Raw genomic sequence first — 23,047 nt, 5'->3', positions numbered from 1 at the left:
TATTGTGTTTCCGAAAATAGCTAATTTGGCCACATGAATAAGACGTTGGTGCGGCAGGGCTTGCCGATCTTGCTGGCCATTGGCTTGTTATGGTACGTACTCAGAGATATCCCCATCTCGGCGCTGGCTGTTCAGTTTAGGCAGGCAAATTATGGGTGGCTGGCGTTGTTTGGTCTTATTCTGGTCTTCTATCACCTCGTTAGAGCAGCCCGCTGGCAATTGACCCTACACGCACTCGGTTATCGTCCGTCGCTCCTGCATACAACCGTAGCCATGCTGGCGGGTATGCTGGCCAGTATGATTGTTCCCGGCGCGGGCGAACTGACGCGTTGCGGCACACTGCAACGTACCGACAACGTACCAATCACCCAGGGAATTGGTTCAGTAGTCGCCGAACGAGTGGTGGATTTGCTGATGCTGGGGTTGCTGGTCGGTCTAACATTTCTGCTGGAATTCAAACGGGTTGGCTATTATCTCCTTGGCCTTCTATCGCCTTTACAAACCCGACTTTCAGCCAACAATTCCTCTTTGCTTGTTGGATTACTGGTAGCGGGGGTATTAGCGGCAGGGCTGATATACTGGCTCTTTCGACGTATTGCGTTTCGCCAACATCCGGTTGTTATTCGGTTAATCACCATTGGCCGGGGCATTGGCAACGGGTTTATGGGTATTCAACGAATAAAACGCCCGTGGCTATTTATTGGGTTTACCCTGCTTAGCTACATGCTGGTTTTTCTGGCTACGTATGTTCTGTTCTTCACCTCGTCGCAGACTCTGACCCTCCCCCAACAGCCGCCTTAACCATCCTGACGGTCAGTTCTCTGGGCGGAATAGCCGTACCGACACAGGGCGGTTTAGGAACGTATCATTTTCTGGTAAGCCGTGTGCTGCTGCTGTATGGCCTTTCCGAAACCGAAAGTGTTGTTGCCGCTACGTTCATGCACGCCGTCGGTTTTAGTTTAACCCTATTACTCAGCAGTATTAGTTTTCTGGTCGTACCCATGCTGATTTCGACCAGACCCTCTTCGTCAACAACGAGTACGGCAAAATGAAAATGCGAAATGGGGCCCTCCAATCGTTTTAGTAAGCGATAGCAGTCTCGCTATTGAATGGTGCCTGTATCTGTCGTATTTTTAGCTACCCAAACATCCTCAATTGAATCAAATTAATGACTTATAAGCCATTTCTATTGGCAGCTGGTTTACTCGGACTGCCTTTATTGAGCCTTGCACAGGAGAAGTTTGCCAACACCATTACGGCCATTGACCTCGAAAAACAGCTTCGAATTCTGGCGGCCGACGATATGGAAGGCCGCGAAACCGGAACGCGTGGCCAGCGAAAAGCAGCTGACTACGTTGCCAGCCAGTTTGCTGCGTTTGGTCTGAAACCAATTGTAAAAACTGAAGCAGGCAAGTTAGATTATCAACAGCATTTTACGCTTTACCAAAAAACCTGGGGTGAATTTTACGTCAGCGCGGGTGGCAAACGACTCGAATACCTGAAAGATTTTCTGGTGAACGGTTTGCTGTACGTACCTACCGAGACCAGCTACGAAACGGTATTTGTCGGCTATGGCATTAGCGAGCCCACATACGACGACTACGCCGGGCGCGACGTATCGGGCAAAGCTGTTGTGATGCTGGAAGATGAGCCACTAACCGCTGATGGCAAAAAACGGCTGAGCGGTACCGACGAAGCATCCAAATGGGGTGGGCAAAACGGCTGGCGGGCCAAAAGTATCGTAGCGAAGCAAAAAGGAGCCGCTCAGGTGTTCATTATTTCGGCAGAATCGGCCGAAGCGTTTAAACAACTCCTTTCGCAACGGGGCAGTATGCAGAAACGCTTTAATCGGCTCGGCCTGAAACCGGGTTCCGAAAATGTAAGCTCGGTCGGTATATTTCTGGTTGCTCCTGAGTCGGCGGCTGCCTTACTCAATACGTCTGCCGATACGCTCAGTCAGATCAAAACGGCGATTACCCACTCGGCAAAGCCTGTCGCATTGACAATAACGGGTAAAGTGAGTGTTAAAGCGGATCGGATCGACGAAAAAACCGAGTCGTCGAACGTACTGGGCTTTCTGGAAGGCACCGACAAAAAAGATGAAGTACTGATTGTTTCGGCACATTACGACCACATTGGTATCAGTCCGAACGGGCAGGTAAACAACGGAGCTAATGATGATGGCTCGGGAACGGTATCGGTGCTTGAAATTGCACAGGCATTTGCGCAGGCTAAGGCCGCCGGTAAAGGTCCGCGCCGGTCTATCCTGTTTCTGACCGTATCGGGTGAAGAGAAAGGGCTGTTAGGTTCAGAATATTACGCCGACATGGACCCGGTCATTCCATTGGATAAAACCGTCGGTGACCTGAATATTGATATGGTCGGTCGCGTAGATGACCTGCATCAGGGAAAATCCGATAATTACATTTACGTGATTGGCTCCGACAAGCTCTCGTCAGAATTGCATAAAATCAGCGAAGCGGCTAATCAGAAATACACAAAAATGGAGCTGGATTACAAGTACAATGATCCGCAGGACCCCGAACGGATTTACTATCGTTCCGATCATTATAACTTTGCCAAGCACCAGATACCCATTATTTTCTATTTCAACGGGCTGCACGCCGACTACCATCAACCCACGGATGATGTCGAAAAAATAGATTTCAAGCTGGCCGAACGTAGCGCCCGGTTGGTCTTCTATACGGCCTGGGATATCGCCAACCGCGACCAACGCCTGGTCGTTGACAGCCATAAACAATAATTACGCGCTAGCTGGTCGCCTGGCAATCGTGTGTTTTGTATACATTACTAGTCAATTTGACTCCTGGTAAACCGATTAATACGACGTTCGCACCAGACTCAGGCAAATTTTGTTAGCTTTACAAGTAAGCAGGTAGGGAGTTATCACACATTTTCGATGCGATATAACTCTCTACCTCAGATCTTTAAACGACCATGGACTGCAAATTTGTCGAAAAAGCGACGGGGGCCATCGCTGATAAATCACGACTATCAATTCTTCTCGAACTGGCTAAAAAAGAGACGTTGACCAATACCGACGTAATGGAATTGGTGGGTTTATCGCAGCCTTGTGTTTCACACCATATTAAACTTCTGATCGACAGCGGTTTAGTTAACTCAACCAAGGACGGACGTACTGCCCATCTGCGTTTGAATAAAGAAGCCATTCAGCAACTGACCACTTTTTTAGATGGTTTAGTATAGTCGAGTCAATTATTTTAATCAATTCATCCAAACTTTTAAATATATCGATGTGTTAGCAGGAAGGATTTGAAGCAATTCGTTACGCATGCTTCATACTAAAACTGCTACATTATGGCCCAGAAACTGTTTTCCAAAGCTACCCTCGGCGGGCTGACTCTCGCCAACCACATTGTAATGGCTCCAATGACCCGGAGTCGCGCTATTGGGAATATCCCAAACGACATGATTGCCGACTATTACGCTCAACGAGCTTCGGCAGGTTTGATTATTACGGAAGGCACCTCGCCTTCGCCCAATGGGCTCGGTTACGCCCGGATACCTGGTATTTACAACGCCGAACAGATTGAAGGCTGGAAGAAAGTAACGTCTGCGATACACGACAAAGGCAGTAAGGTTTTTGTCCAGTTGATGCACACGGGCCGAATTTCTCACGGCGCCAATATGCCTCAGGGTGCAGAGATACTGGCACCGTCGTCGGTAGCTGCGGCTGGTAATATGTGGACAGATACGGAAGGGCTCGTTCCCAACGCTACCCCGCGCGAAATGACCAACGCTGACGTAAAAGCAACGGTGCAGGAGTTCGTTCAGGCCGCGAAAAACGCTGTTGAAGCCGGTTTCGACGGAATTGAGCTACACGGCGCGAATGGCTATCTGATTGAACAGTTTTTAAGCGATCGCAGCAATCAGCGTACGGATGAATATGGTGGCTCTGTCGAAAATCGGGCTCGTTTCTTACTCGAAATAGCGGCCGGAACAATTGCCGCTATCGGTGCCAACCGGGTAGGTTTGCGCCTGTCGCCGTTCGGTGCCGCGGGCGATCTGTTGCCCCATGCGGAGGATACCCACGATTTATATGTTTATTTATCCAGCCAGTTGAACAAACTAGGCCTGGTTTATCTGCATCTGGTCGATCATTCGGGCATGGGAGCGCCCCCAGTACCGGCCGCTACTGTTGACGCCATTCGGGAGAACTTTAAAGGCACTCTGATTTTATGTGGCAGCTATACGGCTGATCTGGCCGAAGCCGATCTCGAAAGCGGAAAAGCAGATCTGGTCGCATTTGGGCGTCCATTCATTGCCAACCCCGACCTGGTCGAACGTCTGGAGACAGGCGCAGAATTAGCTCAGCTTGATCCGGCAACGCTCTACGCACCCGGTCCAAAAGGTTTTGAACAGGGTTACGTCGACTATCCAACTTTAGTCGAAGTTGAAGCCTAGCCTTCCACATATTTTTTAATGTCTTACAAAAACGGGTTGTGATAAACTAGATCACAACCCGTTTTTACTTAAATCTTCTAACACCCTGTGTAGTTAATTTTTTCCGCTTGATACTTTTCCCGGTTTCGGTGAAATCCCAGGCTGTGTAATGTCAAAATTTTCCTTCTGCTTGGCTTCTGCTACCATTTTACGAACATCAGCCAGCAGTTTTTTGGCATCGAACACGACCCCGTCTTTCACCGTATACGTAACGCCACCCACTCGCTCGACTTCGTTTTTGTCATTCAGATGAATCGCGCCCGTTCCGTAGAGCACCTTCAAATTTGCCAGGGGATTCTGATCGATAATCACAAAATCGGCTAGTTTGCCAACCTCCACAGAGCCAATCTGATCGGCCATACCAAGTGCTTCAGCCCCTTTCAACGTAGCCGCCTGAACAACTTCGAGCGGATGAAAACCAGCCTCCCGTAAAAGTTCAAGTTCGCGTATATAGGCAAAGCCATACAGCTGATAAATAAACCCGGAATCGGAACCCGCCGTAACCCGCCCACCCCGGTTTTTATAATCGTTGATAAACGCCATCCAGAGCTGGTAGTTTTTCTTCCAGGCCACTTCCTGTTCAGTTCCCCACGAATGCCAGTATGAGCCGTGCGAAATTCGACTGGGGCCATAGAACCGCCAGAGGCTGGGCATGGTATACTCATCGTGCCATTCAGCACGTCGGGCCAGCATCAGTTCGCGGTTCGCTTCGTAGATATTGAATGTGGGGTCGAGCGTGAAATCCAGTGAAATCAATTCATCCATCACCTTATTCCAGCGATCGGAGCCGGGTTTCGCGGCCTGTTGCCACAAATTGCCTGCTTCTTCAAAGCGGTTCTGCTCGTTGTTGTAATTATACGTAGCCGGATAATTCTGGACTGTTTTATCGTCAAACAGCGCTTCAGGGAGGCCATACCAATGTTCGAGCGACGTCAGACCAGCTTTGGCAGTCGCTAATGCATTCATCCGGGCCACTTCCAGCTGCGCATGGTGGCAAGCCGACCGTAAACCGAGTTTTTTGTTTTCTTCCAGAGCGGCCCGGAAAATGGTTGGCTCAGCGCCAAAGAATTTAATCCCGTCGGCACCCCGTTTGGCATTTTGCTGCACCCAGGCGCGGGCCTGTTCGGGTGTGCTGATCGGCTCTTTTGACCCCTGCCCAAATACGGTATACGCTTTGATCCGTGGCGCTGTAATGTCGTTACGTTCGCTTTTAGCTCGGTGTTCCAGTACCCAATCCAGTCCGTTACCGCAGGAGGGGTCACGTATGGTTGTGATACCGTGCGCTAACCATAATTTGAATACGTATTCAGCGTTGGCGCCCTGAGCCTGCCCGCCAATATGACCGTGCATATCCACAAAGCCGGGCATCAGGTACATCCCTTCACAGTTTAATTCTTTGTCAGCCGATGCGGCCTGCGGACGGTTTTTCGCGTCAATCGGAACACCCGGATAACCAACCTGCTTAATCTGCGTAATCCGGTTTTTCTCGACTACAATATCGACCGGACCAATCGGTGGTGCGCCCGTACTGTTGATTAACGTAACACCCCGAATGATGAGCTTTCCGAACGGCCCATCGCCTTCTCGTCGTGAAGGCGCTTTCTCGACCTGTGCCCTGAGAGTGTGAAAAATGAAGAGCGAAAAGTAAAGAATCAGAAAAAGTCGGTGGTAAAAACGGGCCATGAGTACGAAGTTGGTCGAGTAAATAGTTGTAAGATAAGCGAATCTGCCGGATTTTTGCAACGCGACTTATACTGACAGGTTCGGGCAAATCAAGGATAGCTTATTGATACTTATGATAAAATACATTGCAGTTTTTAGCCTATTACTCCTTTTTGCTTGCTCGGGTGGTGGCGACAAAACCCGGCCAACTACCGACGAACCTGTTTACACCCTGATTTTTATCGATAAAACCCGCAGTGTTAATGTCAACACGGCCTTTGTGGGGCAGAAATACCAACAGGCCATAACCGAGATTATCGACCAGAATATCCGGCAAAAAGGCGATAAACTGGACGTGTACTTTATCCACGAGAACACCTCCAAAGCCCGCGCGCTGAACGTAACGACCCGCACCGAAATGGAAGACGTTTCGGCCTCCAGCGCTACTGACCGTGAAGCCGCCGAAACAGAGTTTAACCTGATGCTTTCCCGCGAAAAAGCGCAGATTCGCCAGCGTGTGCTTCAGCAGCTTGTTGCTCAGAACTCCAGTGCCTCGAATCAGGAGACAGATATCTGGGCTAGCCTACCCGTTATTCAAAAAGCCAACGAATCGGGCTCCACCGTGAAAGTGTATTATCTGAGCGATATGATCGAGAGCGTCAAAGGTGCCACCCGTCGTGATTTTCAGATAAAACCACCGAAAGACAACGCTCAGGCGGAAGAATGGGCCAAAGCCGATGTCGAACAGCTAAAACGCTACACAATTGGCAGTCCCGACATAACCATGATTCTCCCATTCGAGCCCAATGCGTCGGTTAAAGAGAACAATCCGGCCGTAACGCAGTATTGGCAAACGCTCTTTTCAAACTTAGGTGCCGGAACAGTCGAGGAGCAATAAGCTCAGTACGTTGCTCCTAAGGGTTTGTAGCTGATCATAGTTACAGTAGAATCTACAGAGTCAGAAAATCAATTGGTCCGCCTATTCATCAACTAGCCACCGACTCACTTATACCAGCCGGAATTTCGAAATGATACCCTTCGGAAAAGCCTGAAAAATCTTTATTCAGGCAATAGGACGTTAACGAAAGACCTTCTCCCTCACGTCGAACGGCCAGGTAGTGAAACATCGGTTTGTAATCCAGTGCCAGATCAGGCAAGCGGCTGGGCGACGTATTCAGGGGTTGGCGAAGCCCTCCGCCCCCACCAATAACCAGGAATGTTTTTCCCTCGAATTCGTAGCGTTCAAAAGCGTGAGAATGACCTGTAATAAAAAGCCGGGCTTTCTGCGAACGAACGTATGGCGGCACAAAGCGCTGCTGTACGAGTTTTGATGAACCGACCAGCTTGCTGTTTGAATAAGGAGCATGATGACAGGTAACCACAACAACTTTGATTTCCGGATCAGCATCCAGATCAGCCAATGTCTGCTCATACCAGGTTTGCTGCTTCACCAGATCGGCCACAGAGAGCATACTGAAATTTGAATTCAGCATCACAACCGCTATGGCATCGGTCGTTTTTACGTAACCGGTAGGGCTATGCTCCGGAAAACGCTTCTGAAAATTCCGGGCACCTTTCCGCGGTCGTCCCATTACGTCGTGATTACCCATAATGGCGTACACAGCCGTACTGACTTCAGTGCATTTCAGGAGAAACTGATCAATGATACGCCATTTGTTGTTCCGATACCCCAGTGAAACAATGTCGCCAAGCCAGTAGAGCACGGCCGGGCGTATACGTAAAATTTCCGCAAAAATGGTCTGCGTCGCCTTCGTATTCTGATGCGTACGCAACACGAGTTTCTCCACCCACATCGGAGCTTGCGTATCGCTCAGAAAAAGAATCGCTCGTTTACTATTTTCCTGTTCCATAACGTACTACTTACACACGACCACCCTGTTTTTAATTACAACGTATTTACCACGAAAATGGTCGCCATACGAGTTGTAGCTCGGCCGTAAAAGCTGAATTTTCTGTAGCTACGGCATCATACCACTTCAATTCTCCCGCTACCCGGAATCGCCGGCCGATGGGGTACGTATACGACCCGGCCGCCATCCAGCCCAGACTGTTTGAATTAGCCATTACCGTACCGGCATAATCCAGCCGGGAATGATTTATATAAGCCCCTGTTCCAACCGAAAGAGCCAGCCGCCGGGCCAGACTCCGTTCATTACCACTTAGCCAGGCCAGAGGCATCGAGAAGACAAGCAGAATTGGCACCATTGATACGTATACGTGGGCAGACTCCCCCGCAACCTGACCTCGATAGCTATACATAGTGGTCCAGCCCGTTTCTAATCCAATACGTAACCGATGATCAGGAAACCACATGAGCCGGAGCATTGCCGGAACACCAAATCGGCTAACCTGTGTCTGTTCCAGCGGAGCCGGAACACCAAGGTGCGTAGCATAATACGAAAGTCCACTCCCGACTGTTACGACAAGCGTGTAAGGGCCCCGAACCGTATCAGAAGCACTACTACTTCTACTACTTGTGGCCGGTTGCGCCACAACGGCCGACCAGCTCAGTACCAGACCCATTAGCCAGGGTATTTTAGGTAGAACAATCTTCATATACTTACTGCTCTGTGTAGTGGTAATACGCAACAACTGACGAATAATTAGACAGAATACCATCGAAATTGTTCTGACGAACAAACTCCTGAATAAATTTTGGCTCGTCGAGTGTCCAGACGAAAACGGTCAGGCCAGCAGCTTTCATGGCCTGAACTTCCTGTACCTGCGGCCCCAGCGTCCATCTGGGCGCCCAGATACGTGCACCCAGGCTTAGCGTTGTGGCCGTATCCAGTTCGCACAGAATGGGCGTATTTGCCTTATCAGTCAATGCCTCATAGGAGTCCACAGCATCTGTACTCGGCAAGCCAATAACGATTCGGAGATTGCGACGTGCCAGAATAGCTCGCTCACGAAACTTCCGCTGAATAGCCTGTACTTTTTCCATCGGCCCAATGTATTTGGTGTCGAGCCAGACAAAACTCAACGTTGTATTGCTGATAACTGTTTCCAGCGCTTCTTCCAGTGTCGGAATTTTTTCACCGTTGATCAGCCTTACGAACGTATTCAGCTGCTGATACGTATAATCCTCAATTGGCCCAGTCAAGCCATTTTTCTGAATCAGGCGCAGATTCAAGGTGTTATCGTGATAAAGAATAGGAACACCATCTTTTGTATAGCGTACGTCGATTTCAATCCCCGTTGCGCCCAGCCTTGAAGCCAGTTTGATAATTTCAAGCGAGTTTTCCGACGCGGGTAGTAAATCTGACGTTCGACCTCCGCTTCGGTGCGCCATAATCGCAAAGGGTCTGGGATTCAGCGGGCGCTGGTACGTGAGAGTGAGCTTCTGAACAGGGTCGGTTCCCGCTACGCCATATACACCATCAATCACAAGGGTATCGCCCGTCACTAACCGGCCGGTATACGGCTGTATTTTACCCTCGTGCTTCATGCGCACATTCAACCGGGTTAGTCCCGTATCGGTATTGACCAGTTTTCGCCAGTAGCCATTTAGTACCAACGTATCGGCGCTGGAGTCGCCCTCCAGATTAAAGTACCCGGCATCAGTACCTGTGAAAATAGATAGATAATGGGTCGTATCGGCTCCGTCGAGTATATACGTCCACTTTAAGGCCACCTGATCGCCAAACTGGATGGCCCCGTCCGTTACGGTATACACGCCTTCCATGGCCTGCCTGACAGAAGCCGTAAAGTGCCCGGCACCAGGTTTGTTAGCGAAATTATAAGGCACAGGAGCCTCATAGCTCCTGCGGCACCCGTCCGCCAGAATTATGACCAGGCTTATCAGGCAATAAATAACCGATCTCACAGAATAAAACCAAAAAGAAGTTGTGGGTAAAAAAGATTTCGATCAAACGTATCGTAGAGCGACCACAGTTGCCAGTTAAAATTTGAATAAGCGGCCCTGAACCCTACCAAAACATGCTGTTTATTATAAAAAGGCTGCTCCAGCATGAACGTAAACGCTACGCCGTTCACCTGCCGACGGTCATACACAACAGCCAGATTACCTACTTTTGAGCGGTAGTACAAATCCATAATCGCTTCCGTTTTGAACGTAAACTGAACATCGCGCGTGAATCGATACCCCACCGATAAACTCGGAAACGTTTGTACACCATAAGCCTGGCTGTTAAACACATCTTTGATCTGCAAAGCGCCAAACCAGCCTGTAGCATCGAAGCCAGGCGCGATGTAGAGCCGATCCGTGAGTTGAGCCGCGTACCGTAAGCCCAAAGCAACGTTGCTCTGAACAATCTGCGTTTGTATACGGCCAATTGCATACAGATGGTCTGTTAGACCTCGCTGAATATGAAAATCTATAGCGGGAACGCTAACACGGATTTCTTCTGTCAGTTCAGGGGGTGTTGTCGTAAATACCAACCCGATCGATTTTCGTACCTGACCAGGCAGTGGAGCCTGCGGAAAGTAAATAGCGGGTTGACGTGCGTCGGGCTGTACGTAGCGAGGATGATCAGGCGTGTACACGCGCCTTGACCGCTGCGGAAGCCGCCTTTGTTGTGCATCAGCCGAAATACTGATCAGCAGCAGGCACAGGATCCACGCACAAAATTGAATACGTATAGATTGGACATTCATTTATGACGAAATAAGTGATGGCAGTATAAGGTTAGTAAACCTAGCAGGAGATTTTATGTTCTAAAGATCTATAAAACAGAAAAAAGGCATTGAATTTCAGCACTTTTAATCCATGTAAAGATTAATTACGTATTAATAAAATACGCTCGACTGAAAAACGGCACGTGATTTTTATCGGTAATGCTGGCTTAGTTTCACCTTGTCAGATATATCATTAGCCGGCCCGTTACTAATATGTACTTCGCCCGAAATAGGTAGTCTATTAAGGTATGAAAATTTTGTGTGTCGTTTTGACATTTAAAAGATAAGTGTCATTTTTACAGCAGCGAATAATCTAACTCTTTACGTATACTTATCGGGCGAAGATGTTATTCACACTGGTCTTAAATGCCAGCAGATGCCGTGACTTATAAACGCCGGTATATTGTACCGCAGCCACCGCATAGTTGCTCAATCTCTGTCTCGACAAATGATTTTTTGTATAATTTATGAAATTTGTATAATTTTTATTTTTATAAGCTTACGTTCAACGTCGTTTCATGACTTTCCAGCCACAGGATCAAGCGCTATGGCAGGCCTATCGCGCGGGAGATAAACAGGCATTAGGGCTACTGGTCGAACGCTATTATAGCGTGCTGAAACACTATGGACTAAAATTTATGGTTGAGGAATCCATAGTTGAGGATTGCATCCAGGAATTGTTTTTACAGCTCTGGCAAAATCGATTACAGATTAATGAAACAGAGTCGGTCAGGCATTATCTACTAAAATCAATCCGCCATCACATTCTTCAGCATCTACGCACCCAGAAACGGTTGAAATACGAAGAACTGGACTGGGATACGTCCATGGCGGAGGATATTGACTCCGAAACGTTATTGATTCGTCAGGAGTCTCTTGTCAGTATGACGAAGATAATCCAGAGTCAACTGGCTTCTCTTCCCGCTCGCGAGCGGGAAGCGTTGTACCTTCGTTATTACGAAAATCTATCCATACCGGAGATTGCTGAGGTCATGAATGTAAACCGTCAGTCCGTCTCTAATTTTCTTCAGAAAGCACTCAACAAGCTTCGGAGCCAGTGGCTTGTTCACACACTTCCAACGATTTGTATTTTTTTTCAAAAATATTTACTTTGAGAAGGGTATAGGCAGATCAAAACTTCATACTATCAATAAAAATAGTAGAAAAGTACCAATGAGCCTGCTACCTGAACACCTCTCAAGTATTGACGACTTCTTAACGAACGACGCTTTTCGGACTTGGGTCACAGAACGGCGGCCGGAAGATCGGGTACTCTGGCAGGCATGGTTAAGACAGCATCCCGACAAACGAGATCTTTACGAACAGGCAGTCGCCACGTTTTTAGTGCTCCAGGGGAGCCATTTCTCGGACTCTAGCCAGCAAGTAAACGCTAAAACAGAAGAAATTCTAAATCAGCTTACTGACACCCCCACGGTTGTGAAGCCTCTCTGGGGCTGGCAGTGGGGTCGGTGGGTAGCGGCAGCGGCAGTAATTGGTTTACTTCTTTATTGGCAACTGGGCAACCCTCTTTCCGGACGGCTCCCTGTAGCCAGTAAACAGGAAATGCAGCCAATACGCGACACCAGTTGGAAGATTGTAAAGAACGATACCGGTCGACCCCTGGTCGTGCTGCTGCCTGACAACTCCTCTGTACTACTGTCAACGGGCAGTCAGGTACGTTTCCATAAGCAGAACATACATACGCTACGGGAGGTATATCTGCAGGGAGAAGGTTTTTTTGAAGTGACCAAAAATCCGGCCAGGCCTTTCATTGTTTACACAACCAGCCTGACTACAAAAGTATTGGGTACCAGCTTTCAGATACGTTCTTTTACTAAAGAGCCGGCTGCTTATGTGAAGGTTAAAACAGGAAATGTTTCGGTTACTCCGATCGACTCCCTTGGCCAAACGGTTCTGCTGACAAAAAATGAACAGCTCAGGTTTGAAACCAGAACCGATAAGGTCGTCAAACGAGCCATTATCCCATCAAAAGACAATTCGTCAGGAATCGTTAATCAGCAATTTAGTTTCGAATTCATGCCTGTGTCAGACGTATTTGCGCAACTGGAATCCAGCTACAACATGCCTATTCAATACGACCGACACGTACTGATCAGGTGCACTTTTACCGGGCAACTCAACGACGTCCCGTTTCTGGAGAAAATACGGCTTATCTGCCTGACTATTGAATCTACATATGAGATCGCTGACAATCAAGTGATTATTCATAGCCATGGTTGCCATTGATCGTTCTTTTCACCTCTAAACAACTCTATTATTTATGGCATAAAAACTATCCTTTTTTAACAGAAAAGCGATAGTGCTACCAACACTATCGCTCGAATGTCCTCAAATGTGTGTACCAGACACATTGTCTCTTCGCTTAGAAGAGGGACATGTTTTTGTCCTTTTTTCCTAAAACTTACAAAAACGCATAAATGTATGCATTACCGTTTCATCAATCGCAATGTTTGGATCAGGATTATGAGAATTTCAAGCCTGCAAATCTTACTTGCCCTTACCTTAACCAACATAGGCTTTGCCCTTGACGGCAGAGCCCAGGAACTTCTCAGTCGACGAGTCAGTATCTCAGCCCAAAATGAGGATGTTGAGGTCACGATCCGGCGAATAGAAAAGCAGACGAGCGTTCAATTTTTATTCAGCCGCGAAATCATCCAGTCGAAGCGGAAAGTCAATTATCAGGCGAAAAATGAACAACTTTCGCAGGTATTGGATCGTATCCTGACGCCACTTAATCTGAGTTATGAAGTCGTAGGCCAGCAGATTGTCATAAAAAGAGACACGGCGCCCCCAACGCAGCTTCAGCAAAATGCGTCGAGTGAATTTAATGCGGAAGCGGCTGCGGATAAGCAAATTACCGGACGGGTCACGGCCGAAAATGGGGAAGGTTTACCAGGTGTAAATATCCAGATAAAGAATACGACGCGGGGTACCACTTCGGATGGCAACGGAAATTATAAACTTTCTATTCCGGATGAGGCCAGCACAGTACTTGTTTTCTCGTTTATCGGCTACGCTACACAGGAGGCAACCGTAGGGACTCGATCGGTTATTAACATTACCCTGGCTGCTGATGACAAAACGCTTAATGAGGTAGTGGTAGTCGGTTACGGAACCCAGCGCAAACGGGATGTAACAGGTTCAGTAGTTTCGGTTAACGAAGCCACCTTAAAGGAAGTACCCGCTCCTAACCTGGTAAACCAGTTGAAAGGCCGTGCGGCTGGCGTTTCGGTCGTCAGCAACGGGTCTACACCGGGTTCACAAGGGCAGATCAGAATTAGAGGCAACAGAACCCTGACCACCAGTTCCAGCGGGAGTGATGGTCTTGATGGGCCATTGGTCGTTGTTGATGGAATACCTTATGGCGGACTCAATGATATAAACCCGGATGATATCGCTAACCTCGAAATTCTGAAAGATGCCTCGGCTACGGCCATTTACGGATCGAGGGGGTCGGGGGGCGTTATTCTGATTACTACCAAACGGGGAAAAATCGGGAAGCCGGTATTCAGCTATGATGGTTACCACGGGGTGACTACTATCATGGGCAAATTTAACGTAATGAATGGACAGGAATATGCCCAGTTTAAGGATGATGCGACCAAATACAACCGCACCAGCCCTGGCACGACCGCCTATCCACTTACGCAGAAAGAAAAAGATGCTCTGGCGGCCGGTATTTCAACCGACTGGCAGGATTTGCTTTACAAAACCGGCTTTAACACCAACCATCAGTTGAGTATGGTGGGAGGAGTAGAGAATACGCAGTATTCGATGGGTCTGGGGTATTTCAATGAGACAGGGATTATTCCCAGTCAAAAGTTTGAACGCTACACCATCCGGGCCACAATTGATCAACGCCTTGGCAAGCGTATCAAGTTTGGGTTGAATACGCTAAATACCCTTACCTATACCAATACACCGGGTGGGGGTGGTATTCCGGGTGGTTTGGTGCGTACAACGCCATTGGCAGCGCCTTATAATGCCGACGGTACGGTGAACCTGTTCCCGGCAGAAGGCTCCATTGATGCCGCCGGAGTAAGCCCGTTAACGATCATTACCAAAACCGATTCGTATCTGGGGCGTACACGGGCATTACGGACGTTTAATAGCTTATACGCAGAGGTAAATATTTTGCCCGGCCTGCGTTATCGGATGAATGCGGGGCTGAATTTCAGCCAGTCGAACTACAATGGGTATAATGGGCCACTTACCTATTTCAACTCGGCTACGGTTCAGTCGTCTTCCAATGCTGAAATCAGCAATACAGAATACTGGGACATCAACCTCCAGCACCTGCTGTATTATGATAAGACGTTTGGAAAACATAGAATAGGCGTTACCGGGCTGTATGAGATTACGAAAAACCATTCACTAGGTAGCCGATTTACGATAACGGGGGTTCCGGCCGATTATATTAAGACGTCTAATTTCTCGCTGGCTTCCGGAACACCTGTTGCCAATTCGGACTTTGGCAACTCATTTTCAGAACTCGGCCTGCTTTCCTACATGGGTCGGGTGAACTACAGCTACAATGATCGCTATCTGTTGACCCTGACACTGCGACGAGACGGTTCTTCTACCTTATCGCCCGGCAACCAGTATTTCAACTATCCGGCGATTGGAGCTGGCTGGAACATAATCGAGGAGGGCTTTATGAAAGAAGTCCCTTTCATATCGAACCTGAAACTGCGGGGTAGCTGGGGGTTATCCGGCAATAGAAACGTAGGCGCTTACTCGACTCTGGGAGCATTATCGGCTGGCTATTATAATTTCGGTACGGGTACAGCCGGTCAGCAGTTGGCGTACACAGTGACCAGTCTGCCTGCTACAGGTTTGGGTTGGCAGTCGACCTCACAGGTGGATCTTGGCATTGACTTTGGTTTCCTGAACAACCGGATTACAGGTTCGGTCGATTGGTATCACCAGCAAACGAAAGATATTCTATTATCGGTGCCGTTGCCCCCCAGCAACGGAGCCGGTTCGACCTTAAAAAATTTAGGTCGAACGGAAGGCAAGGGACTCGAGACCGCGCTGACATTTGAGATTTTCAGGAACCCGAAAGGCTTCAACTGGAGTGCTGATTTAACGTATTTCTTTAACCGGGAGAAAATTACGCAGCTCACAACCCCAACCGAACTGTCCAATCTAGGGGCAGGCTGGTTTGTGGGACAGCCCCTTTCGGTCATTTTCGACTACAAGAAAATTGGCATCTGGCAGACATCGGATAAAGAAAATGGTACGTTGGCCAAACAGACCTCACCGGTTCAGTTCCCTGGTCAAATCCGGGTGGAAGACGTGAATGGCGACGGCAAGATTGATCCGGCTGATCGGCAGATTCTGGGCAATTTCCAGCCCACCTGGGAGGGAGGCATAACGAACCGATTCAGCTTCAAAAACTTTGATCTGTCAGTTGTGACTTTTGCCCGCATGGGGATGAAGGTTATCGTGCCTTACCTAACCGGCAATTCTACGGGTTCAGGCGGTTTCGCGTTCTACAATCAGGGCCGGGTAAACCAGGTAAAAACCGATTACTGGACAGAAACCAACCCAACCAATGCTTTCCCCGCGCCCGATGCCGGTAGTGCGGTCGCTTATTTCGGCTCTACGTTAGGCTATTACGACGGTTCGTTCATAAAAGTCAGAAGTATTAACCTGGGCTACACCTTTTCCAGCGCGCTGATCAAAAAAATTGGGATGAACTCGGCCCGGGTTTATTTCAATGCTACCAATCCGTTAATTCTTTATTCGCCATTGGTTAGCCAGAAACTGGCTGTCGATCCGGAAGGAAACAGTTATGCCAGTGGTCAGTCGACCCTGAACCCGCAGGGCGCCAGCGAACGCGGTACGCCGGAACGTCAGGTCGCTGTAAACCTGAATAACCCACCTGTCCGTCAATTCACGCTTGGGGTAAATCTTAAATTCTAATCATTGATAGACAATGAAGACAATAAAAGCTTGGACCATAATCGGCCTGGTCGCCTTGTTCAATACGGGCTGCGAAAAAATATTACAGGAGAATCCGCAATCACAAATTGTTCCTTCTTACTTCAATAGCCCTGCCGGCGTATTGGGCGGGATTGCCGGTGTCTACAACGACATCCGGGGTCAATGGGGCACGGAAGGGTTCACGGTAGAAATGCAGGCTGGCACCGATGAGTTTCTACAGGGGGCCAGTAGCGGAGGAGTGCCCCCGTATACCTATAATGGCCTGAACGGAAGCAACTTCGGGTCGGCCTGGGGCGTAGCCTTTCAGGACATCAACACCCTGAACGGCGTACTCAAATATGGGCAAACGATCGATCTGCCGGAGGCTACCCGCAAGCAGTATCTGGCACAGGCTAAGTTTTTGCGGGGGTTCTGGTACTTTTATCTAGTGCAGACCTGGGGAGACGTACCGCTTAGTACCGAATTTATTACGGTACCCTCTCAGGCAGCTTCCCGTCAGCCAGTTGCTCAGGTGTATGAATTAATCATTAAAGATCTGACCGAAGCGGCCGCTGATTTACCCAACCAGCCAACGGCTCCCTTTTTGGGTAAAGCCGCTACCAAACCAGTGGCGCAACTGCTGTTGGCCAAAGCCTATCTGACCCGTGGGTGGCTGAACAATACAGCCGCTGATTTTACGCAGGCAGCTTCCATCTGTGCCGATATTATTGCTAACAAAGGCGCATACGGTCTCGATCTATGGCAGGATTATAGCGATGCGTTTGTGCCGGCTAACGACTATGGGAAGGAAACCATGTTTGTCAGCGATCACGTACTCGATCCAAAATATGGCTATTATCAGGTGGGTGCGGCCGCTGGTGGTGGAGCGGCTCAAAACCTCACGCCCTGGTTTACCAACTGGAATTACCCAAACAATAGCGGCATCAATTCCTTCAGAAGTGCTGCGGGAGCTTATGTGAACAGTGGCACCTCGCTGATGATCCGGGATTCGCAGTATGGACGCCCTTATACCCGTATGCGCCCAAACAGCTACAAATGGCCTTCAGGCGCTAATGCCGGTAAGAACTACTTTCTGGATCAGGCATTTACCAAACGGGATGTTGACTCGCGATTTATAAATTCGTTTTACACGGTTTATATTTCTAATACGGCTGTTACCAATACACCTACGGCTGCCAACAATAAGCGGGGGATCGGCTATACAACCGTAGTAGGGGCAGATACGGCCGTTTGGTTGCCCGACTTTGAAGTTGAAGGCGCGCCCCAGTTCATCGGCACAAGACCTTTCAAAGGACTGGTTGTACCTCCCAGCTTATGGGATAATGGAATTTTTCCAGCGCTGAAAAAATTCATGGACCCTAGCCGGGGCGCCAATTTCAACGACCCATCGACCCGGCCCTGTGTATTATACCGCTTTTCGGATGTGTACCTGACAGGGGCTGAAGCGTACCTGAAAGCCGGTGACGCGACCAAAGCGGCTGCGCTGCTTAACGTAGTACGGCAGCGGTCTGCTTACCGGAAAACCAATACGGCCGCTCAAAATGCTGCCGCTGCAACAGCCATGACCATTACCGCAGACGACGTAACGGTAGATTTCATTCTGGACGAGCGTACCCGCGAACTGTTCGGCGAATGGCAGCGCTGGCATGATTTGGTACGTACCCGTTCGCTGGTTCGTCGTGTGAAAGCCTGGAATCCGGAAGCAGCTCCTTATATCCAGGATTTTCATATGCTACGTCCCATTCCGCAATCCCAGATCGACCGAGTGGTCGAGGGGCCGAAGTTTCCGCAAAATCCCGGTTATTAAGAAACGGGATTTAATGCTTCAAAAGAAGTAAGAGGATTACCGGATGATCTTCTTACTTCTTTTACGTAAATGTTCATACATAACGCCAGCAGGCCCATGCGATTAGTTGTCTACCTTTTTCTTCTGTTTCAGTTCCAGGCCGGTTTTTCCCAAAACACGTCTGCCCTTAAACTCTGGTATAGCAAACCAGCCAATGCTGTGTGGGAGAATGCGCTGCCGATCGGGAATGGTCGGCTGGGGGCGATGGTCTATGGAAACGTAGCCAGAGAGACCATTCAGCTTAATGAACATACCGTATGGTCGGGTAGCCCCAACCGGAACGACAACCCGGATGCATTGGCTGCTCTGCCCGAAATCCGTCAGTTGATTTTCGACGGAAAGCAAAAAGAAGCCGAGCAACTGGCCAATAAATCCATCCTGACCAAAAAGTCGCACGGGCAGATGTTTCAACCCGTTGGCAATCTGAATCTTACCTTTGATGGGCACAACGCCTATACCAACTATTATCGCGAACTGGACATTGAGAGAGCCGTAGCCAAAACCACGTACACCGTCGGCGACGTAACGTACACCCGGGAAATGCTGACCTCGTTTCCCGACAACGTAGTCGCTATTCATTTAACGGCCAGTAAACCGGGCCAGCTTTCGTTTTCCGCTTCATTTTCTACCCAGCATACCACATCATCCATTCAAACAACGCCTGCCAACGAGCTTACCATCGCTGGTACTACCCAGGACCATGAAGGCGTAAAAGGCATGGTGAAGTTCAAAGGGATTGCCCGCATTAAAACCGAAGGGGGCACGCTGGCTGCCAACGACACTACGCTGGCGGTGAAGGGAGCCAATGCTGCCACTATTTACGTTGCGATTGCTACCAATTTCAATACTTACAAAGACCTTGGCGGAGACGAAAACGCACGGGCTGCTACGTATCTGAATAAAGCGTATCCCAAATCATTTGCGGCAATTTTGAATCCGCACGTTGCTGCGTATCAGAAATACTTTAACCGGGTCAATCTTGATTTAGGCCTTACGGATGCCGCCAAACTCCCTACGGACGAACGGCTGAGCAATTTCCGGTCGGTCAATGACCCGCAACTGGTTACGCTATACTATCAATATGGGCGCTATCTGCTGATTTCATCCTCACAACCAGGTGGGCAGCCAGCTAATCTGCAAGGTATCTGGAATAACAAGATGCGGCCACCCTGGGACAGTAAGTACACCATCAACATCAACGCCCAGATGAACTACTGGCCAGCGGAGAAAACGGCTCTCGCCGAACTGCACGAACCGTTTCTGAGAATGGTCAGGGAGTTGTCGGAAACGGGGCAGGAAACCGCTAAAGTCATGTACGGAGCCGGCGGCTGGATGGCACACCACAATACAGACATCTGGCGGATCAACGGACCAGTCGATGGAGCCTTTTGGGGCATGTGGACGGCTGGGGGCGGCTGGACCAGCCAGCATCTCTGGGAACATTACCTTTACAATGGCGATAAGACGTATCTGGCGTCTGTCTATCCAATTTTTAAAGGGGCCGCCCAGTTCTACGCTGATTTTCTGGTCGAACATCCCAAATATCATTGGCTGGTGGTGAATCCGGGGACGTCGCCCGAAAACGCGCCGAAAGCCCACGGCGGCTCCTCGCTGGATGCCGGAACAACGATGGACAATCAGATTGTGTTCGATGTGTTCAGTACAGCCATACGTGCCGCTGAGACGCTGGGAAAAGATGCTGATTTTGTGTCTATGCTGAAACAGAAACGTAGCAAACTTCCCCCCATGCATATCGGTCAGTACGGTCAGTTGCAGGAGTGGCTGGACGATGTAGACGATCCCAACGACAAGCATCGGCACATTTCCCACCTGTACGGACTGTTTCCGTCCAATCAAATTTCGGCATACCGAACCCCCGGCCTGTTCAGTGCCGCCCGGACCTCCCTGATTCAGCGGGGCGACGTATCGACGGGCTGGAGCATGGGCTGGAAAGTGAACTGGTGGGCCAAACTTCAGGATGGCAACCACGCGTATACGCTGATTCAGAGTCAACTAACGCCACTGGGCGTCAACAAAGATGGTGGCGGTACGTATAATAATCTGTTCGACGCGCACCCGCCGTTTCAGATCGACGGAAATTTTGGCTGTACGTCGGGGATCACCGAAATGCTTATGCAAAGCAGCGATGGTAGTCTTCATCTGCTGCCTGCTCTTCCCGATGTCTGGCCAACCGGCCGTATCAGTGGACTGCGGGCACGAGGTGGCTTCGAAGTCGTCAGCATGGAATGGAAAGACGGCAAACTAAATAAGGTAGCTGTCAAATCGAATCTGGGCGGTAATCTTCGATTGCGCGTTCCGAATGCGATAAAAGCAAATGGCGCGGTCCTGAAACAGGCATCCGGTCCGAATACCAATTCGTTTTACGTAATCGAGACTACGCCGACGCCGATTATTTCCGCACAAGCCAGCCTCACCCCGCCCGCACTGAAAGAAACAATGCTGTACGATTTAGTAACCCAGCCTGGTAAGGTATATACGCTGGTGGCTCAATAATTTGGTAACAAAAGCTGAATAGGTTGAAACAATTAACCCAAACGTACTTTCATGAAAAATCGCCTTTTTACGGCTCTTTTCGCAACGCTTAGTCTGGTTCTGACCCAAAAGGATTTTGCTCAAACTACGCTCGTTAATCCCATCCTGACTGGATTTTATCCCGATCCGAGCATTGTGCGGGTAGGAACCGATTATTATCTGGTCAACTCGACGTTCTCCTATTTTCCCGGTATCCCGGTTCTGCACAGCAAAGACCTGAAAAACTGGAAACAGATTGGTAATGTCATCGACCGGCCGTCGCAGATGGATTTCATGGGTGAACGCTTGACCCGCGGTCTCTTTGCGCCGGCTATTCATTACTACAAAGGCACGTTCTACGTTACCTGTACGGACATCGACCACGACGGCAACTTCATAGCGACAGCTAAAAACCCCGCTGGACCGTGGAGCGATCCGGTCAGAGTTCCTGAGGTACGCGGAATTGATCCATCTCTGTATTTCGATGAAGCAACGGATAAGGCGTACATCATTTACAACAGTGACGCCCCCGACCGTAAGCCGTTGTATTCAGGCCACCGGACGATCCGCATTTATGAACTGGACTACAAGAACCTGAAAGTGGTTGGTGAAGAAAAACAACTGGTGAACGGTGGAGTCGACCTCTCGAAAAAGCCCGTCTGGATCGAGGCTCCTCACATCATGAAGGTGAAGGACTGGTACTATCTCTACGCAGCTGAAGGCGGTACGTCAATTAACCATACCGAAGTGGTCTTCCGGTCTAAATCGGTCTGGGGACCTTTTGTTCCTTATGAGAACAACCCAATTTTAACCCAGCGTGGATTGCCTGCCGACCGGAAAGATCCCATTACATCAGCTGGTCACGCTCAGTTTGTGGAGGGCCCCGACGGAAAATGGTACGCTGTCTTTCTGGCCGTGCGGCCTTACGAAGGCGACTACTACAATACCGGCCGTGAGACGTTTATCGCGCCCGTCACCTGGAAGGATGAGTGGCCGATTGTAGACCCCGATAACAAAGTAATTAAGTATTCGTATCCCGTTACGTTTAACGAAGTAAAACAGAAAGATGCATTGCCACAATCAGGCAATTTCGAGTATACACTCCGCTTCGATAAAACGCTCGATCCAGCGCTGTTATTTATGCGGACCATCGACAAAAACTCCTTTTCGTTGTCGAAAAAGAGGGGCTTACCCTAAAACTAAAGCCCGAAACGGTTATGGACATGGGTAACCCGTCCTTCATTGGCAAGCGGCAGCAGCACCTGTATAGTATGGCTGAAACTGAACTAAGCTTCACGCCCAAGTCAGACAAGGAAAAGGCGGGCCTTATTATTTTTCAGGATGAGAGTCACTTCTACTACCTGTGCCAATCGATAGCGGAGGGCAAAAGTGTACTGCAACTGTTTAAAGGAAAGCCTAAAGAAAAGTCCATGGAATTGCTAACGGAGATTCCCTTAACGACAAAGGCCGGTAAGGTGGGCCTGCGTATCGCGTCTCAGGGAGGAACGTACAGCTTCTCATATTCGGAAGATGCCAAAAACTGGAAAGTCCTGAAAGATAATGTAGACGCCAAATTTCTGAGTACGAAAGAAGCGGGCGGCTTCATTGGGTGTCTGTACGGCATGTACGCTACGTCGTCGGGTGAACCAACTAGCAACTCGGCGTCTTTCCAGTACCTAACCTATAAAGGCGACGATCCGATGTACAAGAAGTAAACGGAGCAAATCTGCATTGGCTCGTCGTGTTGTGTTGCATTATGTCGTGCAGTCAGTTTCTCAAAACTGACAACACGGCAAATACGTCACAGCACGATATACGGTGAAGAAAATAGTTACAAAGTGCATACCTGACGGCCATGATGAGGACCCATTGGATCGATGATCAAAACACAGC

Annotated in this window: 16 protein-coding genes and 1 pseudogene; 12 read left to right on the top strand and 5 right to left on the bottom strand. The window is 49.1% G+C overall.

Annotation, left to right across the window (positions count from 1 at the left end):
* Positions 1-33: 33 nt before the first annotated feature.
* The 5 genes from LN737_RS04835 to LN737_RS04815 all read left to right on the top strand — a co-directional run bounded on the left by LN737_RS04835 (position 34) and on the right by LN737_RS04815 (position 4,446).
* Positions 34-801, top strand: coding sequence for a lysylphosphatidylglycerol synthase transmembrane domain-containing protein (locus LN737_RS04835; protein WP_405516697.1), 768 nt, complete (start codon positions 34-36; stop codon positions 799-801).
* Positions 802-884: 83 nt separating this feature from the next.
* Entirely contained in the window at positions 885-1,052 is a 168-nt protein-coding gene (locus LN737_RS04830; RefSeq protein WP_405516695.1) for a hypothetical protein, read from the top strand.
* Positions 1,053-1,168: 116 nt separating this feature from the next.
* Positions 1,169-2,764, top strand: coding sequence for a M28 family peptidase (locus LN737_RS04825; protein ID WP_405516694.1), 1,596 nt, complete (start codon positions 1,169-1,171; stop codon positions 2,762-2,764).
* A gap of 194 nt (positions 2,765-2,958) precedes the next feature.
* The gene (locus LN737_RS04820) at positions 2,959-3,228 is read left to right on the top strand and encodes a helix-turn-helix transcriptional regulator (RefSeq protein WP_405516692.1); all 270 of its coding nucleotides are present in this window, start codon (positions 2,959-2,961) and stop codon (positions 3,226-3,228) included.
* A 111-nt stretch (positions 3,229-3,339) separates the two neighbouring features.
* On the top strand, positions 3,340-4,446 hold the full coding sequence (locus tag LN737_RS04815; protein WP_405516690.1) for an alkene reductase: 1,107 nt from the start codon (positions 3,340-3,342) through the stop codon (positions 4,444-4,446).
* Positions 4,447-4,539: 93 nt separating this feature from the next.
* On the opposite strand, the gene LN737_RS04810 is transcribed toward LN737_RS04815, so the two are convergent.
* Complete coding sequence (locus tag LN737_RS04810; RefSeq protein WP_405516688.1) at positions 4,540-6,168, bottom strand: amidohydrolase family protein; 1,629 nt, start codon at positions 6,166-6,168, stop codon at positions 4,540-4,542.
* A 112-nt stretch (positions 6,169-6,280) separates the two neighbouring features.
* On the opposite strand from LN737_RS04810, the gene LN737_RS04805 reads away from it, so the two are divergent.
* Complete coding sequence (locus LN737_RS04805; RefSeq protein WP_405516686.1) at positions 6,281-7,045, top strand: hypothetical protein; 765 nt, start codon at positions 6,281-6,283, stop codon at positions 7,043-7,045.
* Between the two features lie 88 nt (positions 7,046-7,133).
* Here the strand turns inward: LN737_RS04805 and LN737_RS04800 are convergent, their stop codons facing one another.
* Genes LN737_RS04800 through LN737_RS04785 form a run of 4 tightly spaced genes read right to left on the bottom strand, consistent with a single transcriptional unit; the run spans position 7,134 to position 10,785 of the window.
* Positions 7,134-8,018: a metallophosphoesterase gene (locus LN737_RS04800; protein WP_405516684.1), complete on the bottom strand. Its 885-nt coding sequence runs from the start codon at positions 8,016-8,018 to the stop codon at positions 7,134-7,136.
* Between the two features lie 46 nt (positions 8,019-8,064).
* Positions 8,065-8,724, bottom strand: a complete 660-nt coding sequence (locus LN737_RS04795; protein ID WP_405516683.1) for a hypothetical protein — start codon at positions 8,722-8,724, stop codon at positions 8,065-8,067.
* Between the two features lie 4 nt (positions 8,725-8,728).
* A complete protein-coding gene (locus tag LN737_RS04790) occupies positions 8,729-9,994 on the bottom strand; it encodes a glycerophosphodiester phosphodiesterase (RefSeq protein ID WP_405516681.1) in 1,266 nt (421 codons plus the stop codon).
* Positions 9,991-10,785, bottom strand: a complete 795-nt coding sequence (locus LN737_RS04785) for a hypothetical protein (RefSeq protein ID WP_405516679.1) — start codon at positions 10,783-10,785, stop codon at positions 9,991-9,993. Before LN737_RS04785 ends, LN737_RS04790 begins: the two co-directional genes overlap by 4 nt.
* Before the next feature lie 539 nt (positions 10,786-11,324).
* Between LN737_RS04785 and LN737_RS04780 the strand changes: the two genes are divergently transcribed.
* The 6 genes and pseudogenes from LN737_RS04780 (at position 11,325) to LN737_RS04755 (ending at position 22,869) form a co-directional block, all read left to right on the top strand.
* Positions 11,325-11,921, top strand: coding sequence for an RNA polymerase sigma factor (locus tag LN737_RS04780; RefSeq protein ID WP_405516678.1), 597 nt, complete (start codon positions 11,325-11,327; stop codon positions 11,919-11,921).
* Between the two features lie 58 nt (positions 11,922-11,979).
* Complete coding sequence (locus LN737_RS04775) at positions 11,980-13,053, top strand: FecR family protein (protein WP_405516676.1); 1,074 nt, start codon at positions 11,980-11,982, stop codon at positions 13,051-13,053.
* Positions 13,054-13,290: 237 nt separating this feature from the next.
* A complete protein-coding gene (locus LN737_RS04770) occupies positions 13,291-16,755 on the top strand; it encodes a TonB-dependent receptor (RefSeq protein ID WP_405516674.1) in 3,465 nt (1,154 codons plus the stop codon).
* Positions 16,756-16,768: 13 nt separating this feature from the next.
* On the top strand, positions 16,769-18,583 hold the full coding sequence (locus LN737_RS04765) for a RagB/SusD family nutrient uptake outer membrane protein (protein WP_405516673.1): 1,815 nt from the start codon (positions 16,769-16,771) through the stop codon (positions 18,581-18,583).
* Between the two features lie 96 nt (positions 18,584-18,679).
* Positions 18,680-21,136 carry a glycosyl hydrolase family 95 catalytic domain-containing protein gene (locus LN737_RS04760; RefSeq protein ID WP_405516671.1) on the top strand — a complete coding sequence of 819 codons (2,457 nt, stop codon included), beginning with the start codon at positions 18,680-18,682 and terminating at the stop codon, positions 21,134-21,136.
* A gap of 51 nt (positions 21,137-21,187) precedes the next feature.
* Positions 21,188-22,869 (top strand): annotated as a pseudogene (locus tag LN737_RS04755) (glycoside hydrolase family 43 protein).
* Positions 22,870-23,047 lie beyond the last annotated feature (178 nt).

It is taken from the genome of Spirosoma sp. KNUC1025 (assembly GCF_045160025.1).
Classification (GTDB): domain Bacteria; phylum Bacteroidota; class Bacteroidia; order Cytophagales; family Spirosomataceae; genus Spirosoma.
The sequence above is the reverse complement of the archived record's forward strand: the minus strand, read 5'-3'. Positions and strand labels throughout refer to the sequence as shown.

Excerpts from the sequence above, each read along its gene's own strand:
- LN737_RS04835 (WP_405516697.1), top strand. The coding sequence starts at position 34 with ATGAATAAGACGTTGGTGCGGCAGGGCTTGCCGATCTTGCTGGCCATT.
- LN737_RS04825 (WP_405516694.1), top strand. The coding sequence starts at position 1,169 with ATGACTTATAAGCCATTTCTATTGGCAGCTGGTTTACTCGGACTGCCT.
- LN737_RS04820 (WP_405516692.1), top strand. The coding sequence starts at position 2,959 with ATGGACTGCAAATTTGTCGAAAAAGCGACGGGGGCCATCGCTGATAAA.
- LN737_RS04815 (WP_405516690.1), top strand. The coding sequence starts at position 3,340 with ATGGCCCAGAAACTGTTTTCCAAAGCTACCCTCGGCGGGCTGACTCTC.
- LN737_RS04810 (WP_405516688.1), bottom strand. The coding sequence starts at position 6,168 with ATGGCCCGTTTTTACCACCGACTTTTTCTGATTCTTTACTTTTCGCTC.
- LN737_RS04805 (WP_405516686.1), top strand. The coding sequence starts at position 6,281 with ATGATAAAATACATTGCAGTTTTTAGCCTATTACTCCTTTTTGCTTGC.
- LN737_RS04800 (WP_405516684.1), bottom strand. The coding sequence starts at position 8,018 with ATGGAACAGGAAAATAGTAAACGAGCGATTCTTTTTCTGAGCGATACG.
- LN737_RS04795 (WP_405516683.1), bottom strand. The coding sequence starts at position 8,724 with ATGAAGATTGTTCTACCTAAAATACCCTGGCTAATGGGTCTGGTACTG.
- LN737_RS04785 (WP_405516679.1), bottom strand. The coding sequence starts at position 10,785 with ATGAATGTCCAATCTATACGTATTCAATTTTGTGCGTGGATCCTGTGC.
- LN737_RS04780 (WP_405516678.1), top strand. The coding sequence starts at position 11,325 with ATGACTTTCCAGCCACAGGATCAAGCGCTATGGCAGGCCTATCGCGCG.
- LN737_RS04775 (WP_405516676.1), top strand. The coding sequence starts at position 11,980 with ATGAGCCTGCTACCTGAACACCTCTCAAGTATTGACGACTTCTTAACG.
- LN737_RS04770 (WP_405516674.1), top strand. The coding sequence starts at position 13,291 with ATGAGAATTTCAAGCCTGCAAATCTTACTTGCCCTTACCTTAACCAAC.
- LN737_RS04765 (WP_405516673.1), top strand. The coding sequence starts at position 16,769 with ATGAAGACAATAAAAGCTTGGACCATAATCGGCCTGGTCGCCTTGTTC.
- LN737_RS04760 (WP_405516671.1), top strand. The coding sequence starts at position 18,680 with ATGCGATTAGTTGTCTACCTTTTTCTTCTGTTTCAGTTCCAGGCCGGT.